The sequence below is a fragment of the Streptomyces sp. NPDC048353 genome, assembly GCF_055587165.1.
Genome location: NZ_JBVJGU010000007.1, coordinates 95,949 through 112,962, shown reverse-complemented (window position 1 = coordinate 112,962; position 17,014 = coordinate 95,949). Strand labels below are relative to the sequence as shown.

General features: G+C 72.4%; 14 protein-coding genes. 13 read left to right on the top strand and 1 reads right to left on the bottom strand.

All coding sequences use genetic code 11. From position 1 onward, the window contains the following. The 12 genes from ACZ6RC_RS24610 to ACZ6RC_RS24555 all read left to right on the top strand — a co-directional run bounded on the left by ACZ6RC_RS24610 (position 1) and on the right by ACZ6RC_RS24555 (position 14,995). Entirely contained in the window at positions 1-1,287 is a 1,287-nt protein-coding gene (locus ACZ6RC_RS24610) for a dihydroorotase (RefSeq protein WP_469586971.1), read from the top strand. Continuing rightward, positions 1,284-1,862 carry a PH-like domain-containing protein gene (locus ACZ6RC_RS24605; RefSeq protein ID WP_469586968.1) on the top strand — a complete coding sequence of 193 codons (579 nt, stop codon included), beginning with the start codon at positions 1,284-1,286 and terminating at the stop codon, positions 1,860-1,862. The genes ACZ6RC_RS24610 and ACZ6RC_RS24605 overlap by 4 nt, the downstream gene beginning before the upstream one ends. Next, positions 1,859-3,022 (top strand): glutamine-hydrolyzing carbamoyl-phosphate synthase small subunit, encoded by a 1,164-nt coding sequence (carA, locus tag ACZ6RC_RS24600; protein ID WP_469586964.1) that lies wholly within the window; start codon positions 1,859-1,861, stop codon positions 3,020-3,022. Before ACZ6RC_RS24605 ends, carA begins: the two co-directional genes overlap by 4 nt. Next, positions 3,015-6,323, top strand: coding sequence for a carbamoyl-phosphate synthase large subunit (gene carB, locus ACZ6RC_RS24595; protein WP_469586962.1), 3,309 nt, complete (start codon positions 3,015-3,017; stop codon positions 6,321-6,323). Before carA ends, carB begins: the two co-directional genes overlap by 8 nt. A gap of 55 nt (positions 6,324-6,378) precedes the next feature. After that, positions 6,379-7,491, top strand: a complete 1,113-nt coding sequence (locus ACZ6RC_RS24590) for a quinone-dependent dihydroorotate dehydrogenase (RefSeq protein WP_391145115.1) — start codon at positions 6,379-6,381, stop codon at positions 7,489-7,491. A 71-nt stretch (positions 7,492-7,562) separates the two neighbouring features. Then, a complete protein-coding gene (pyrF, locus tag ACZ6RC_RS24585) occupies positions 7,563-8,387 on the top strand; it encodes an orotidine-5'-phosphate decarboxylase (RefSeq protein WP_469587482.1) in 825 nt (274 codons plus the stop codon). 262 nt (positions 8,388-8,649) lie between these two features. Further along, complete coding sequence (locus tag ACZ6RC_RS24580; protein ID WP_030693098.1) at positions 8,650-8,973, top strand: integration host factor; 324 nt, start codon at positions 8,650-8,652, stop codon at positions 8,971-8,973. 72 nt (positions 8,974-9,045) lie between these two features. Then, positions 9,046-9,609, top strand: a complete 564-nt coding sequence (gmk, locus tag ACZ6RC_RS24575; protein ID WP_391145118.1) for a guanylate kinase — start codon at positions 9,046-9,048, stop codon at positions 9,607-9,609. A 70-nt stretch (positions 9,610-9,679) separates the two neighbouring features. Further along, positions 9,680-9,952, top strand: coding sequence for a DNA-directed RNA polymerase subunit omega (gene rpoZ / locus ACZ6RC_RS24570; RefSeq protein WP_005319902.1), 273 nt, complete (start codon positions 9,680-9,682; stop codon positions 9,950-9,952). A gap of 108 nt (positions 9,953-10,060) precedes the next feature. Beyond that, on the top strand, positions 10,061-11,275 hold the full coding sequence (gene coaBC, locus ACZ6RC_RS24565; RefSeq protein ID WP_391145122.1) for a bifunctional phosphopantothenoylcysteine decarboxylase/phosphopantothenate--cysteine ligase CoaBC: 1,215 nt from the start codon (positions 10,061-10,063) through the stop codon (positions 11,273-11,275). Positions 11,276-11,490: 215 nt separating this feature from the next. Continuing rightward, a complete protein-coding gene (metK, locus tag ACZ6RC_RS24560; RefSeq protein ID WP_391145124.1) occupies positions 11,491-12,699 on the top strand; it encodes a methionine adenosyltransferase in 1,209 nt (402 codons plus the stop codon). A gap of 151 nt (positions 12,700-12,850) precedes the next feature. Next, the gene (locus ACZ6RC_RS24555) at positions 12,851-14,995 is read left to right on the top strand and encodes a primosomal protein N' (protein ID WP_469586954.1); all 2,145 of its coding nucleotides are present in this window, start codon (positions 12,851-12,853) and stop codon (positions 14,993-14,995) included. A gap of 237 nt (positions 14,996-15,232) precedes the next feature. Here the strand turns inward: ACZ6RC_RS24555 and ACZ6RC_RS24550 are convergent, their stop codons facing one another. Beyond that, complete coding sequence (locus ACZ6RC_RS24550; RefSeq protein WP_469586951.1) at positions 15,233-15,763, bottom strand: hypothetical protein; 531 nt, start codon at positions 15,761-15,763, stop codon at positions 15,233-15,235. Between the two features lie 314 nt (positions 15,764-16,077). Between ACZ6RC_RS24550 and fmt the strand changes: the two genes are divergently transcribed. Next, on the top strand, positions 16,078-17,010 hold the full coding sequence (fmt, locus tag ACZ6RC_RS24545; RefSeq protein ID WP_391145132.1) for a methionyl-tRNA formyltransferase: 933 nt from the start codon (positions 16,078-16,080) through the stop codon (positions 17,008-17,010). Positions 17,011-17,014: the final 4 nt, after the last annotated feature.

The window sequence follows — 17,014 nt, the reverse complement described above, 5'->3', positions numbered from 1 at the left end:
ATGAGCAAGATCCTTATCCGCGGTGCGCAGGTGCTGGGCGGCGAGGCGCAGGACGTCCTCGTCAACGGGGAGACCATCGCCGAGGTCGGCCCCGGCCTCTCCGCCGAGGGCGCCACCGTCATCGAGGCCGAGGGCCGCGTCCTGCTGCCCGGCCTGGTCGACCTGCACACCCATCTGCGCGAGCCCGGCCGCGAGGACTCCGAGACCGTCCTCACCGGCACCCGCGCCGCCGCCACCGGCGGCTTCACCGCCGTCTTCGCCATGGCCAACACCTTCCCCGTCGCCGACACCGCCGGCGTCGTCGAGCAGGTCTACCGCCTGGGCAAGGAGTCCGGCTACTGCGACGTGCAGCCGATCGGCGCCGTCACCGTCGGCCTCGAAGGCAAGAAGCTCGCCGAGCTGGGCGCCATGCACGACTCCGCCGCCGGCGTCACCGTCTTCTCCGACGACGGCAAGTGCGTCGACGACGCCGTGATCATGCGCCGCGCCCTGGAGTACGTGAAGGCCTTCGGCGGCGTCGTCGCCCAGCACGCCCAGGAGCCCCGCCTCACCGAGGGCGCCCAGATGAACGAGGGCGTCGTCTCCGCCGAGCTGGGCCTCGGCGGCTGGCCGGCCGTCGCCGAGGAGTCGATCATCGCCCGCGACGTCCTCCTCGCCGAGCACGTCGGCTCCCGCGTCCACATCTGCCACCTCTCCACCGCCGGCTCCGTCGAGATCGTCCGCTGGGCCAAGTCCCGCGGCATCGACGTCACCGCCGAGGTCACCCCGCACCACCTGCTGCTGACCGACGAGCTGGTCCGCACCTACAACCCCGTCTACAAGGTCAACCCGCCGCTGCGCACCGAGCGTGACGTGATGGCGCTGCGCGAGGCCCTCGCCGACGGCACGATCGACATCGTCGCCACCGACCACGCTCCGCACCCGCACGAGGACAAGGACTGCGAGTGGGCCGCGGCCGCCATGGGCATGGTCGGCCTGGAGACCGCGCTCTCCGTCGTCCAGCAGACGATGGTCGAGACCGGACTGCTCGACTGGGCCGGCGTCGCCGACCGCATGTCCCTCGCCCCCGCCCGGATCGGACGGGCCGCCGGCCACGGACGCCCTGTCTCGGCAGGTGAGCCCGCCAACCTGACCCTGGTCGATCCGGCATACCGTGGAGCCGTGGACCCCGCGGGCTTCGCCTCCCGCAGCCGCAACACCCCCTACGAGGGCCGCGAGCTGCCGGGACGCGTCACCCACACCTTCCTGCGGGGCCGGGCGACGCTCGTGGACGGGAAGCTGGCGTGACATCTCTGATCATCCTGGCCGCCGGGGAGAAATCGGCGGAGGTCACCAACTGGGCCGGACGCATCGGCTGGCTGGTCGGCCTGGCGCTGTTCGTCGCGTTCGTCTACTGGCTGATGCGCCAGGGATGGAAGTGGCGCGGCAGCCTCCAGTCGGACCTGCCCGAGCTGCCGGGAATGCCGGAGACGCCGGGCGAGGCGAGACTGAGCATGACCGGCCGCTACCACGGCTCCACCACCGCCGGGCAGTGGCTCGACCGGATCGTCGCCCACGGCCTGGGCGCCCGCAGCCGGGTCGAGCTCACCCTGACGGACGCGGGCCTGGAGGTCGTACGCCCCGGGGCGAACGACTTCTTCGTCCCCGCCGACCGGCTGCGCGAGGCCCGGCTCGACAAGGGCATCGCCGGCAAGGTCCTCGCCGAGGGAGGCCTGCTGATCGTCACCTGGGAGCACGGTGACCAGCTCCTCGACTCCGGCTTCCGGTCCGACCGCGCGGTGGAGCACACCGCCTGGGTCGAGGCCGTCAACTCCATGATCGCGCTGAACAGCACCACTCCGACGGAAGGCACCGCACGATGACAACCTCCAATCCGGGGACGGCCTCGCAGAGGAAGGGGGCGCTTCCCGCCGTACTCGTCCTGGAGGACGGCCGCATCTTCCGCGGCCGCGCCTACGGGGCCGTGGGGGAGACCTTCGGCGAGGCCGTGTTCTCCACCGGTATGACCGGCTACCAGGAGACGCTCACCGACCCGTCGTACCACCGTCAGGTCGTCGTGATGACCGCGCCGCACGTCGGCAACACCGGCGTCAACGACGAGGACCCCGAGTCCGGGAAGATCTGGGTCGCCGGTTACGTCGTCCGTGACCCCGCCCGCGTCTCCTCCAACTGGCGCTCCCGGCGCTCCCTCGACGAGGAGCTGGCCGCCCAGGGCGTCGTCGGCATCTCCGGTATCGACACCCGCGCCCTCACCCGCCACCTGCGCGAGCGCGGCGCCATGCGCGTCGGCATCTTCTCCGGCGACGCCTGGGTGGGCGTCCGCGACGAGGCCCTGCTGGCCCGCGTGAAGGAAGCCCCGCAGATGAAGGGCGCGAACCTCTCCGCCGAGGTCGCCACCAAGGAGACGTACGTCGTCCCCGCCCTCGGTGAGAAGAAGTTCACCGTCGCCGCCGTCGACCTGGGCATCAAGGGCATGACCCCGCACCGGATGGCCGAGCGCGGCATCGAGGTCCACGTGCTGCCCGCCACCGCCACCGTCGAGGACGTCTTCGCGGTCCGCCCGGACGGCGTGTTCTTCTCCAACGGCCCCGGCGACCCGGCCACCGCCGACGGCCCCGTCGCCGTCATGCAGGGCGTCCTGGAGCGCAGGACCCCGCTCTTCGGCATCTGCTTCGGCAACCAGATCCTGGGCCGCGCGCTCGGCTTCGGCACCTACAAGCTGAAGTACGGCCACCGCGGCATCAACCAGCCGGTCCAGGACCGCACCACCGGCAAGGTCGAGGTCACCGCGCACAACCACGGCTTCGCCGTCGACGCGCCCCTCGACAAGGTCTCGGACACCCCCTACGGGCGCGCCGAGGTCTCCCACGTCTGCCTGAACGACCAGGTCGTCGAGGGCCTCCAGCTGCTCGACCAGCCGGCCTTCAGCGTCCAGTACCACCCCGAAGCGGCCGCGGGTCCGCACGACGCCGCGTACCTCTTCGACCGTTTCGTATCCCTAATGGAGGCCGAGCGTGCCTAAGCGCACCGATATCCAGTCCGTCCTGGTCATCGGCTCCGGCCCGATCGTCATCGGCCAGGCCGCCGAGTTCGACTACTCCGGCACCCAGGCCTGCCGCATCCTCAAGGCCGAGGGCCTGCGGGTCATCCTGGTCAACTCCAACCCGGCCACGATCATGACCGACCCGGAGATCGCCGACGCCACCTACGTCGAGCCGATCACCCCCGAGTTCGTCGAGAAGATCATCGCCAAGGAGCGCCCCGACGCCCTCCTGCCCACCCTCGGCGGCCAGACCGCGCTCAACACCGCGATCTCCATGCACGAGCAGGGCGTCCTGGAGAAGTACGGCGTCGAGCTCATCGGCGCCAACGTCGAGGCCATCCACAAGGGCGAGGACCGCGACCTCTTCAAGGGCGTCGTCGAGGCCGTCAAGGCCAAGATCGGCTACGGCGAGTCCGCCCGCTCGGTCATCTGCCACTCCATGGACGACGTCCTCCAGGGCGTCGAGACGCTCGGCGGCTACCCCGTCGTCGTCCGCCCCTCCTTCACCATGGGCGGCGCCGGCTCCGGCTTCGCCCACGACGAGGACGAGCTGCGCCGCATCGCCGGCCAGGGCCTCACGCTCTCCCCGACCACCGAGGTGCTCCTCGAGGAGTCCATCCTCGGCTGGAAGGAGTACGAGCTGGAGCTGATGCGCGACAAGAACGACAACGTCGTGGTCGTCTGCTCCATCGAGAACTTCGACCCGATGGGCGTCCACACCGGCGACTCGATCACCGTCGCCCCGGCGATGACCCTCACCGACCGCGAGTACCAGCGGCTGCGGGACATCGGCATCGCGATCATCCGCGAGGTCGGCGTCGACACCGGCGGCTGCAACATCCAGTTCGCGGTCGACCCGGACGACGGCCGGATCATCGTCATCGAGATGAACCCCCGCGTCTCGCGCTCGTCCGCGCTCGCCTCCAAGGCCACCGGATTCCCGATCGCGAAGATCGCGGCCCGTCTCGCCGTCGGCTACACGCTGGACGAGATCCCCAACGACATCACGGAGAAGACCCCGGCTTCCTTCGAGCCCTCGCTCGACTACGTCGTCGTCAAGGCCCCGCGCTTCGCCTTCGAGAAGTTCCCGCAGGCCGACTCCACCCTCACCACGACCATGAAGTCCGTCGGCGAGGCCATGGCCATCGGCCGCAACTTCACCGAGGCGCTCCAGAAGGCCCTGCGCTCCCTGGAGAAGAAGGGCTCGCAGTTCACCTTCGTCGGCGAGCCCGGCGACAAGGCCGAGCTGCTGCGCGACGCGGTCCGCCCCACCGACGGCCGGATCAACACCGTCATGCAGGCCATCCGCGCGGGGGCCACCCCCGAGGAGGTCTTCGACGCCACCAGGATCGACCCCTGGTTCGTCGACCAGCTCTTCCTGATCAAGGAGATCGCGGACGAGCTGACCGCCGCCGAGAAGCTCCACCCCGAGCTGCTCGCCGAGGCCAAGCGCCACGGCTTCTCCGACGCCCAGATCGCCGAGATCCGCGGCCTGCGCGAGGACGTCGTCCGCGAGGTCCGCCACGCCCTCGGCGTCCGCCCGGTCTACAAGACGGTCGACACCTGCGCCGCCGAGTTCGCCGCCAAGACCCCGTACTTCTACTCCTCGTACGACGAGGAGAGCGAGGTCGCCCCGCGCACCAAGCCCGCCGTGATCATCCTGGGCTCCGGCCCGAACCGCATCGGCCAGGGCATCGAGTTCGACTACTCCTGCGTCCACGCCTCCTTCGCCCTCAGCGACGCCGGCTACGAGACCGTGATGGTCAACTGCAACCCCGAGACCGTCTCCACCGACTACGACACCTCCGACCGGCTCTACTTCGAGCCGCTCACCCTGGAGGACGTCCTGGAGATCGTCCACGCCGAGACGCTCGCCGGCCCCGTCGCCGGCGTCGTCGTCCAGCTCGGCGGCCAGACCCCGCTCGGCCTCTCCCAGGCGCTCAAGGACAACGGCGTGCCGGTCGTCGGCACCTCCCCGGAGGCCATCCACGCCGCCGAGGACCGCGGCGCCTTCGGCCGGGTCCTCGCCGAGGCGGGCCTCCCCGCCCCCAAGCACGGCACCGCGACCACCTTCGCCGGCGCCAAGGCCATCGCCGACGAGATCGGCTACCCCGTCCTGGTACGCCCGTCGTACGTCCTCGGCGGCCGCGGCATGGAGATCGTCTACGACGAGGCCCGCCTGGAGTCGTACATCGCCGAGTCCACCGAGATCAGCCCCACCCGGCCGGTCCTGGTCGACCGCTTCCTCGACGACGCCATCGAGATCGACGTCGACGCCCTCTACGACGGTCACGAGCTCTACCTCGGCGGCGTCATGGAGCACATCGAGGAGGCCGGCATCCACTCCGGCGACTCGGCCTGCGCCCTGCCGCCCATCACGCTCGGCGGCTTCGACGTCAAGCGCCTGCGCGCCTCCACCGAGGCGATCGCCAAGGGCGTCGGCGTCCGCGGACTGATCAACATCCAGTTCGCCATGGCCGGCGACATCCTCTACGTCCTGGAGGCCAACCCGCGCGCCTCGCGGACCGTGCCCTTCACCTCCAAGGCGACCGCCGTGCCGCTGGCGAAGGCCGCCGCCCGCATCTCGCTCGGCGCCACCATCGCCGAGCTGCGCGCGGAGGGCCTGCTGCCGAAGAGCGGCGACGGCGGCACCCTGCCGCTCGACGCGCCGATCTCCGTCAAGGAGGCCGTGATGCCGTGGTCGCGCTTCCGCGACATCCAGGGCCGGGGCGTGGACACCATCCTCGGCCCGGAGATGCGCTCCACCGGCGAGGTCATGGGCATCGACTCCGTCTTCGGTACGGCCTACGCCAAGTCGCAGGCCGGCGCCTACGGCCCGCTGCCCACCAAGGGCCGCGCGTTCATCTCGGTCGCCAACCGCGACAAGCGCTCGATGATCTTCCCGGCGCGCGAGCTCGTCGCCCACGGCTTCGAACTGCTCGCCACCTCCGGCACCGCCGAGGTCCTCAAGCGCAACGGCATCAACGCCACCGTCGTGCGCAAGCTCAGCGAGGGCGAGGGCCCCGCCGGCGAGAAGACGATCGTCCAGCTGATCCACGACGGCCAGGTCGACCTCATCGTCAACACCCCCTACGGCACCGGCGGCCGCCTCGACGGCTACGAGATCCGTACGGCGGCGGTCGCGCGCGGCGTCCCGTGCCTCACCACGGTCCAGGCGCTCGCCGCGGCCGTGCAGGGCATCGAGGCGCTCGGCCACGGCGACGTGGGCGTCCGCTCGCTCCAGGAACACGCGGCGCATCTGACCGCGGCCCGCGACTAGCAGCCCACAAGGGGGACACCGGAAACGGTGTCCCCCTCTTGGTGAGGACACCTCCATGTACAAGTTCTTCTTCCACCTCGTCTTCAAGCGCATGGACCCGGAGGAGGCGCACCACCTGGCCTTCCGCTGGATCCGCCTGGCCGCCCGCGTCCCCGTCCTGCGCACCTTCGTCGCCGCCGCCCTCGCGCCCCGCTACAAGGAGCTGCGCACCGAGGCGCTCGGCCTGCGCATGCACGGCCCCTTCGGCCTCGCCGCCGGCTTCGACAAGAACGCCGTCGCCATCGACGGCATGGCCATGCTCGGCTTCGACCACGTCGAGATCGGCACCGTCACCGGCGAGGCCCAGCCCGGCAACCCCAAGAAGCGGCTCTTCCGGCTGGTCCCCGACCGCGCGCTGATCAACCGCATGGGCTTCAACAACGAAGGCTCCGCCGCCGTCGCCGCCCGCCTCCACGCGCGCGTGCCGGTCTTCAGGACCGTCGTCGGCGTCAACATCGGCAAGACCAAGGTCGTCCCCGAGGCCGAGGCCGCCGCCGACTACGTGAAGTCCACCGAGCGCCTCGCCGCCCACGCCGACTACCTCGTCGTGAACGTCTCCTCGCCCAACACCCCCGGCCTGCGCAACCTCCAGGCCACCGAGTCGCTGCGCCCGCTGCTCACCGCCGTACGGGAGGCGGCCGACCGCACGGTCACCGACCGCCGGGTCCCCCTCCTGGTCAAGATCGCCCCCGACCTCGCCGACGAGGACGTCGACGCCGTCGCCGACCTCGCCCTGGAGCTGGGCCTCGACGGCATCATCGCCACCAACACCACCATCGCCCGCGAGGGGCTCGGCCTGACGTCCGACCCCGCCCTGGTGAAGGAGACCGGCGGCCTCTCCGGAGCGCCCGTCAAGGAGCGCTCCCTGGCGGTCCTCCGCCGCCTCCACGCGCGCGTGGGCGACCGGATCGTCCTGGTCGGCGTCGGCGGCATCGAGAACGCCGAGGACGCCTGGCAGCGGATCCTCGCCGGAGCCACCCTGATCCAGGGCTACAGCGCATTCATCTACGAAGGCCCCTTCTACGCCCGCGCGATCCACAAGGGCCTCGCCGCCCGCCTCGCCACCTCCCCGTACGCCACCCTCGCCGAGGCCGTCGGCGCCGACAACCGAAAGGCCGCCGTCCAGTGACCGCACTCCCGTCGCCCGACCCCCGACCCTCGACGACGCCCGTCGGCCGGCCCCTCTCCTTCGGCGCCCGCCTGCGGACCGCCATGGACGAGCGCGGCCCGCTCTGCGTCGGCGTCGACCCGCACGCCTCCCTGCTGGCCTCCTGGGGCCTGAACGACGACGTCACGGGCCTGGAGACCTTCACCCGCACCGTCGTCGAGGCGCTCGCCGACCAGGTGGCGGTCTTCAAGCCCCAGACCGCCTTCTTCGAGCGCTTCGGCTCGCGCGGCATCGCGGTCCTGGAGCGGGCCGTCACCGAGCTGCGCGCGGCCGGCGCCCTGGTCGTCATGGACGCCAAGCGCGGCGACATCGGCTCCACGATGGCCGCCTACGCGGAGACCTTCCTGCACAAGGACTCCCCGCTCTTCTCCGACGCCCTGACCGTCTCCCCGTACCTCGGCTACGGCTCCCTGCGCCCCGCCGTCGACCTCGCCCGCGAGAACGGCGCCGGACTCTTCGTGCTGGCCCTCACCTCCAACCCGGAGGGCGCCGAGGTCCAGCGGGCCGTGCGCGAGGACGGCCGGACCGTCGCCGCGACCATGCTGGCCCACCTCGCGGAGGAGAACGCGGGGGAGACCTCGATGGGCTCCTTCGGCGCGGTCGTCGGCGCCACCCTCGGCGACCTCTCCTCCTTCGACCTCGCCATCAACGGCCCCCTCCTGGCCCCCGGCATCGGCGCCCAGGGCGCGACCCCCGCCGACCTCCCGGCGGTCTTCGGCGCGGCGGTCCGCGACGTCGTCCCGAACGTCAGCAGGGGCGTCCTGAAGGAGGGCCCGGACGCCGCCGCCCTGCGCGCCTCGGCTGAGCGTTACGCCGACGAAATCCGCGAGGCCGTGGCCGCGAAACCGCACATCTGACCAATCCGCAGGTCGGAGCCGTCTCACCCTTTGACAAAAACTTGGCCGAAAAGCCGGTCGATATGCCGGGAAAGTCCTGGTCGGTCGATGCTGACCAGGACTTTTCCGCTGTTCTCGCTGACTGGAGAGGCATAGGCCGCTAGTCTCCGGGGCAGAGTCAGCGTTCAACGGAGACTGCGTTGATCGTTGCTCCACTGGTGTGGGGCGACTAGGTTCCTCACCGGTCCGTATCCGACAGTTCGACATCCGAGGTGACGTAGGCGTGGCTCTTCCGCCCCTTACCCCTGAACAGCGCGCAGCCGCGCTCGAAAAGGCCGCCGCGGCTCGCCGGGAGCGGGCCGAGGTCAAGAATCGACTCAAGCACTCCGGTGCCTCGCTCCACGAGGTCATCAAGAGTGGCCAGGAGAACGACGTCATCGGCAAGATGAAGGTCTCCGCGCTGCTGGAGTCCCTGCCGGGCGTGGGCAAGGTCCGCGCCAAGCAGATCATGGAGCGACTCGGCATCTCCGAAAGCCGCCGCGTGCGCGGTCTCGGCTCCAACCAGATCGCCTCCCTGGAGCGCGAGTTCGGCAGCACCGGAGCCTGATCTTTCGGGACATATCCGGCATGCAGCCTCTCCCCTGCGCAAGCGGGGGTGAACCACTGGAATAATCGCTGCATGGCAGCAGAGGTTCGTCCGCGACTGACCGTGCTCTCCGGCCCCTCAGGGGTCGGCAAGAGCACGGTCGTCGCTCATATGCGCAAGGTCCACCCCGAGGTCTGGCTCTCGGTGTCGGCCACGACACGGAAGCCCCGGCCGGGCGAGAAGCACGGCGTCCAGTACTTCTTCGTCTCGGACGACGAGTTCGACAAGCTGGTCGCCAACGGTGAGCTCCTCGAATGGGCCGAGTTCGCGGGCAACCGCTACGGCACGCCCCGGCAGGCGGTCCTGGAGCGACTGGAGGCGGGCGAGCCCGTCCTCCTGGAGATCGACCTCCAGGGCGCCCGCCAGGTCAAGGAGTCGATGACCGACTCCCAGCTGGTCTTCCTGGCCCCGCCGAGTTGGGACGAGCTGGTCCGCCGCCTCACCGGCCGCGGCACCGAGTCGCCCGAGGTGATCGAGCGCCGGCTCCAGGCGGCGAAGATCGAGCTGGCCGCCGAGACCGAGTTCGACACCACCCTGGTCAACACCTCCGTCGAGGACGTGGCGCGTGAGCTGCTAGCCTTGATGAACGTTGTCTGATCTATCACTGATCACCTGGATCTGATCGTCCCGATCAGCTCACCCAGAAGTTTCTTCGGAAGGCTAGAGCGTGTCCTCTTCCATCACCGCGCCCGAGGGCATCATCAACCCGCCGATCGACGAGCTGCTCGAGGCCACCGACTCGAAGTACAGCCTCGTGATCTACGCGGCCAAGCGCGCGCGTCAGATCAACGCGTACTACTCGCAGCTCGGCGAGGGCCTGCTCGAGTACGTCGGTCCGCTGGTGGACACCCACGTCCACGAGAAGCCGCTCTCGATCGCCCTGCGGGAGATCAACGCGGGTCTGCTGACCTCCGAGGCCATCGAGGGGCCGGCGCAGTAAGCACGTCCACGAGCGCGTGACGCTCGTCACCACAGGCCCGGCGGACCATCCGCCGGGCCTGTGGTGTCTCATGGAGTCGTACGCATCCGAGTGCGGGGAGCAGCAGTGGTGGCACAGCCGAAGGTCGTCCTGGGGGTGAGCGGCGGCATCGCCGCCTACAAGGCGTGCGAGCTGCTCCGGCGGCTGACCGAGTCCGGCCACGACGTCCGCGTCGTCCCGACCGACGCCGCCCTCCACTTCGTCGGCGCCGCCACCTGGTCCGCGCTCTCCGGAAACCCCGTCTCGACCGAGGTCTGGGAGACCGTCCACGAGGTCCCGCACGTCCGCATCGGGCAGGCCGCCGACCTCGTCGTGGTCGCCCCCGCCACCGCCGACATGCTCGCCAAGGCCGCCCATGGCCTCGCCGACGACCTGCTGACGAACACCCTCCTCACCGCCCGGTGTCCCGTCGTCTTCGCCCCGGCGATGCACACCGAGATGTGGGAGCACCCCGCCACCCAGGAGAACGTCGCCACCCTGCGCCGCCGCGGCGCCGTCGTCATCGAGCCCGCCGTCGGCCGCCTGACCGGCGTCGACACCGGCAAGGGGCGACTGCCCGAGCCCGCCGAGATCTTCGAGGTCTGCCGAAGGGTCCTGGCGCGCGGCGCCGCCGCCCCCGACCTCGCCGGCCGCCACGTCGTGGTCAGCGCGGGCGGCACCCGCGAGCCCCTCGACCCGGTCCGCTACCTGGGCAACCGTTCCTCCGGGAAGCAGGGGTACGCCCTCGCCAAGGCCGCCGCCGCCCGGGGCGCGCGGGTCACCCTCGTCGAGGCCAACACCGGCATCCCCGACCCGGCCGGCGTCGACGTCGTGCACGTCGGCACCGCCGTCCAGCTGCGCGAGGCCGTCCTCAAGGCGGCCGCCGACGCCGACGCCGTGGTGATGGCCGCCGCCGTCGCCGACTTCCGCCCGGCCGTTTACGCCCCCGGGAAGATCAAGAAGACCGACGACGTCGAGGCGCCCGTCGTCGAACTGGTCCGTAACCCCGACATCCTCGCCGAGATCTCCGCCGACCGGGCCCTGCCCGGCCAGGTCGTCGTCGGCTTCGCCGCCGAGACCGACGACGTCCTCGCCCACGGCCGCGAGAAGCTCCGCCGCAAGGGGTGCGACCTGCTGGTCGTCAACGAGGTGGGCGAGCGCAAGACCTTCGGGTCGGAGGAGAACGAGGCCGTGGTCCTCGCCGCGGACGGCGCCGAGACGCCCGTACCGTACGGGCCGAAGGAGGCGCTCGCGGAGACGGTCTGGGACCTCGTGACGCCGCGCCTGCGGCCGCTCTCCGCGTAGAATCCGACGAAACCGGCCCTTTGGGACGGTCGGACAGGGCCTCCTCGTCCTCCGACCGGGCCGATTCACCCACGTTCGGACCGCCACCTTGCGAGACACCCGGTCCCATACGCGACCATGACCGATAGACTGGCCGCGGAACGTCGAGGGGCGCAGCCCCCTGCCGGTCCGCACCATGCATTGAGCCAGCAGCCGCTGCAACCCCAGGGAGCGTTGTGTCCCGTCGTCTGTTCACCTCGGAGTCCGTGACCGAGGGTCACCCCGACAAGATCGCTGACCAGATCAGCGACACCATTCTCGACGCGCTTCTCCGCGAGGACCCCACCTCCCGCGTGGCCGTCGAGACGCTGATCACCACCGGTCTCGTCCACGTCGCCGGTGAGGTGACCACCAAGGCGTGGGCCGACATCCCCACCCTCGTGCGGAACAAGATCCTCGAGATCGGGTACGACTCCTCGAAGAAGGGCTTCGACGGCGCCTCCTGTGGCGTCTCGGTCTCCATCGGGTCGCAGTCCCCGGACATCGCGCAGGGTGTCGACACGGCGTACGAGAAGCGCGTCGAGGGCGACGAGGACGAGCTGGACAAGCAGGGTGCCGGCGACCAGGGCCTGATGTTCGGGTACGCCTCGGACGAGACCCCCGAGCTGATGCCGCTGCCGATCCACGTCGCACACCGCCTCTCCAAGCGGCTGACCGAGGTCCGGAAGAACGGGACCATCCCGTACCTCCGCCCCGACGGCAAGACCCAGGTCACCATCGAGTACGACGGCGACAAGGCCGTCCGTCTCGACACCGTCGTGGTCTCCTCGCAGCACGCCTCGGACATCGACCTCGAGTCGCTGCTCGCGCCCGACATCCGCGAGTTCGTCGTGGAGCACGTCCTCAAGCAGCTCCTGGAGGACGGCATCAAGCTGGACACCGAGGGCTACCGCCTCCTGGTGAACCCGACCGGCCGCTTCGAGATCGGCGGCCCGATGGGCGACGCGGGACTGACCGGCCGGAAGATCATCATCGACACGTACGGCGGCATGGCCCGCCACGGCGGTGGCGCCTTCTCCGGCAAGGACCCGTCCAAGGTCGACCGCTCGGCCGCCTACGCCATGCGCTGGGTCGCCAAGAACGTCGTGGCCGCCGGCCTCGCCTCGCGCTGCGAGGTCCAGGTCGCGTACGCCATCGGCAAGGCGGAGCCGGTCGGTCTCTTCGTCGAGACCTTCGGCACCAACACGATCGAGACCGACAAGATCGAGCAGGCCATCTCCGAGGTCTTCGACCTCCGCCCGGCCGCGATCATCCGCGACCTCGACCTGCTCCGCCCGATCTACTCCCAGACCGCCGCCTACGGCCACTTCGGCCGCGAGCTGCCGGACTTCACCTGGGAGCGCACCGACCGCGTCGACGCGCTGCGCACGGCCGCCGGCCTGTAAGCGACGGCCGTCGGCTCCGTACGGCAGGCTCCGGAAGCCCGGCTCCCTCGTGGGGGAGCCGGGCTTCCGCCTTCCCAGGGGCCGCCCGGGGGGAGGCGGGGCCGCCGGGCGCCGGCCCGGGCTGTCGGTGGGGTCTGGTAGGTATGAGGCTGTGAGCAGCGCGAACGAGAACCCCGAGGGGGCGGCCGGTGAGCCGCCCGAGCAGCTCGCGCTCATCCGGGAGACGGTCCGCAAGGCCAAGGTCCCGCGGGCCAAGCCGCGGACCTGGCGCGGCGCCAAACTGGCCGCCGAGCTGCCGGTGGCCCGGGTGGTGGTCAACAAGGGCGTGCTCCACCTCGACCAGTTCTTCGACTACGCCGTGCCGGAGGAGCTGGACGCCGTCGCCCGCCCGGGAGTCCGGGTGCGGGTCCGGTTCGGGGCCGGAGCGCATCAGGTCCGGGACGGGCGGCGCGAGGGCGGGCGGTTGATCGACGGCTTCCTGGTCGAGCGCCGCGCCGAGTCCGACTATCCGGGGGCGCTGGCCGCGCTCGCCGACGTCGTCTCGCCCGAGCCCGTCCTGAGCACCGAGCTGCTTGGGCTGGCGCGGGCCGTCGCCGACCGGTACGCGGGAAGCCTGGCCGACGTCCTGCAGCTGGCCGTCCCGCCGCGCAGCGCACGGGCGGAGGGCAAGCCCTCCCCGGAGCCGCTGCCACCGCCCGCGGCGCCCGAGCCGGGCACCTGGGGGCGGTACGACCAGGGTCCGGCGTTCCTGGAGTCCCTGGCGCGGGGCGGGGCGCCGCGCGCGGTCTGGAACGCGCTGCCGGGCCCGCACTGGGCGGAGGAGCTGGCCCGCGCCGTCGCCGCCACGCTCGCCTCCGGGCGCGGGGCCCTCGTCGTGGTCCCCGACGGACGGGCGGCGAGCCGGGTCGACGAGGCGTTCGGCCGGGTCCTCGGCGAGGGACGGCACGCCATGCTGACGGCCGAGACCGGCCCCGAAAAGCGGTACGCCCAGTGGCTCGCGGTGCGGAGGGGCTCGGTGCGGGCCGTCGTCGGCACCCGGGCCGCCATGTTCGCCCCGGTGCGGGACCTGGGCCTGGTCGTCATCTGGGACGACGGCGACGGCAGCCACAGCGAGCCGCACGCCCCGCAGCCGCACGCGCGTGACGTCCTGCTGCTGCGCGCGGCGCACGACGGCTGCGGTTTCCTCCTGGGCGGTACGAGTTGCACGGTCGAGGCCGCGCAGCTCGTGGAGTCCGGCTGGGCCCGGCCGCTGGTCGCCGGCCGCGACCAGGTCCGGGCCGCCGCGCCGCTCGTGCGGACCGTCGGCGACACCGACCTCGCCCGCGACGAGGCCGCGCGGGCCGCCCGGCTGCCCTCGCTAGCCTGGCAGGCGGTACGGGAGGGCCTGAAGACCGGCCCCGTGCTCGTCCAGGTCCCCCGCAGGGGCTACGTCCCCCGGCTGGCCTGCGAGCGGTGCCGGACCCCCGCCCGGTGCCGGCACTGCGCCGGGCCGCTGGAGGCGCCGGAGCAGCGCGAGCTGCGGTGCGGCTGGTGCGCGCGCGGCGCGGCCGACTGGCACTGCGTCGAGTGCGGCTCGACGCGGCTGCGCGCCCAGGTGGTGGGGGCGCGGCGGACGGCGGAGGAGCTGGGGCGCGCCTTCCCGGCGGTGCCGGTGCGGACGTCCGGGCGCGACCACATCCTGGACCGGGTGCCCGGCCGCCCGGCCCTGGTCGTCTCGACCCCCGGGGCCGAGCCCGTCGCGGAGGGCGGGTACGCCGCCGCCCTGCTCCTGGACGGCTGGGCGATGCTGGGCCGCCCGGACCTGCGCGCGGGCGAGGAGGCCCTGCGCCGCTGGATCGACGCGGCCTCGCTGGTGCGGGGGCAGGGCGAGGGCGGCACGGTCGTGGTGGTCGCGGAGCCGACGCTCCGGCCGGTGCAGGCGCTCGTCCGGTGGGACCCCGTCGGGCATGCCCAGCGGGAGCTGGCGGAGCGGGCGGAGCTGGGCTTTCCGCCGGTCTCGCGGATGGCGGCGGTCTCGGGACCGCCGGAGGCGGTGGCGACGTTTCTGGCCGCCGCCGAACTCCCCGCCGGCGCGGAGCTCCTGGGGCCGGTGGAGCTCCCGGTCTCCCGTCCGGGAGGGCCCCGCCGCCCCGGCGACACCCCACCGGGAAAGCAGTGGGAACGGGCCCTGATCCGCGTCCCCCCGGGCAACGGCGCGGCCCTCGCGGCCGCCCTGAAAAAGGCCCAGGCCTCTCGACTGGCCCGCGGCGGCGGCGACCCGGTCCGCATCCGCGTGGACCCGCCGGACATCGGCTGAGGCCCCGCGGAGGGCCTGGACCGTCCCGTCGACGAGGTGGCGGGCCGCCGCGCCTCGGGGCGCGCGAGCCGCTGGGCCGCTGAGCCCTCCTGCCCGCTCCGGGCGGGGGGCCTGCGCCCGCGGGACCGCAGAGACGGCGGCGTTCGTCGGGCCGCCCGGACCGCCGAGGCCTCGGGCCCGCGCCGGGCGCGGGGCGGCCGCCCGGCCCATGGGTGGGCGGGCGGCCGTGGGGAGGGGTCAGCCGTTGCGGGGGGTCGGGAAGGCCGGGGGGCGGTGGTCCTCGCGGAGGGACTGGGGGACGGCGGCGGGGGAGGGCTGCGGGGGCATCGGGCGGGCCGAGGGGACCACCGGCAGCGGGCGCGTCGGGACGACCGGCTCCGGCGCGCGCTCCTGCTCCACGACGCCGCCCGCCTGCTGGGGCGCGCGGCGGGCGCCGTACCGGCGGTGGACGGCCTGCTTCGTGACTCCGAGCGCCGAGCCCACCGCGTCCCACGAGAACCCGAGCGAGCGGTCGAAGTCGACCGCCGCCGTCACCAGCGTCTCGACGCTGTCCCGCAGCTCCTGCGCGAGGCGGACGGTCGGGGCGGGGGCCCGGCCGTAGACGACGAAGCCCGTGGACGGGCCGGAGCGACGCGGGCGGTAGACATTGCCCAACTGGGCCGTGAGCGTGCGCAGTGCGTCCACCTGCCGCCGGACCCGCTCGATGTCCCGCACCAACAGGTGCAGACTTGCCCGGGCTTGGGCGTCGTGGGTTGCGTGGTCGGCCATGTGAAAGCCTCTCGAACCGGCGTGGAATAGGGTCGGGCCACGACGAAGGGGCGGCCCGCTTAAGGTCAATCTCTCTTGACCAACGCGCCACCCGAGCTTGGGTCACGCTGCGGGGGCGTACACGCATATGCACAGGGCGCTCAGGCTCACGTACGCCCCCTCGGGCCCCGCGCCCTAGACTGGTGCGCTGCCCGCCGACCGCCCCGACGGACAGTCAGTCAGTCCCGACGCCGCGCTTTCCCGGGGGGCGGCCCCCGGACCGCCGGCCGGCACCCGTGGGCGGGGTCGACACTGAAGATGCGAGGTTTTCCCGAGTGAAGCTGGTCTTCGCAGGCACCCCCGAGGTCGCCGTACCCGCCCTGGACGCCCTGCTCGCCTCCGGGCGGCACGAGGTGGCCGCCGTCGTCACCCGCCCGGACGCCCCCGCGGGCCGCGGCCGGCACCTGGTCGCCAGTCCGGTCGCCCAGCGCGCGGAGGAGGCCGGGATCGAGGTGCTCAAGCCCGCCAAGCCACGGGACGAGGCCTTCCTCGCCCGGCTGCGCGAGATCGCCCCCGACTGCTGCCCGGTCGTCGCCTATGGCGCCCTGCTGCCCCGGGTCGCCCTCGACATCCCCGCCCAGGGCTGGGTCAACCTGCACTTCTCGCTGCTGCCGGCCTGGCGCGGCGCCGCACCCGTGCAGCACGCCGTCATGGCCGGGGACGAGGTGACGGGCGCGTCGACGTTCCTCATCGAGGAAGGGCTCGACTCCGGCCCCGTCTACGGCGTGATCACCGAGGACGTCCGGCCCACCGACACCAGCGGCGATCTGCTCACCCGGCTCGCCTTCGCCGGCGCCGGACTGCTGGCCGCCACCATGGACGGCATCGAGGACGGCACCCTGAAGGCCGTCCCGCAGCCCGCCGAGGGCGTCACGCTCGCCCCCAAGATCCAGGTCGAGGACGCGCACGTCGACTTCTCCGCCCCGGCACTCCGCGTGGACCGGGTGGTGCGCGGCTGCACCCCGGCCCCCGGCGCCTGGACCGTCTTCCGCGGCGAGCGGCTCAAGCTGATCCAGGCCCTGCCCGTACCGGACCGCACGGACCTGGCGCCCGGCCAGCTCGCGGCCGGCAAGAACAACGTCTTCGTCGGCACCGGCTCGTACGCCGTCGAGCTGCTCTGGGTCCAGCCCCAGGGCAAGAAGCCGATGAAGGCCGCCGACTGGGCGCGGGGCGTGCGGATCGCCCCCGGGGAGCGCGTCGGCGCCTAGGGGG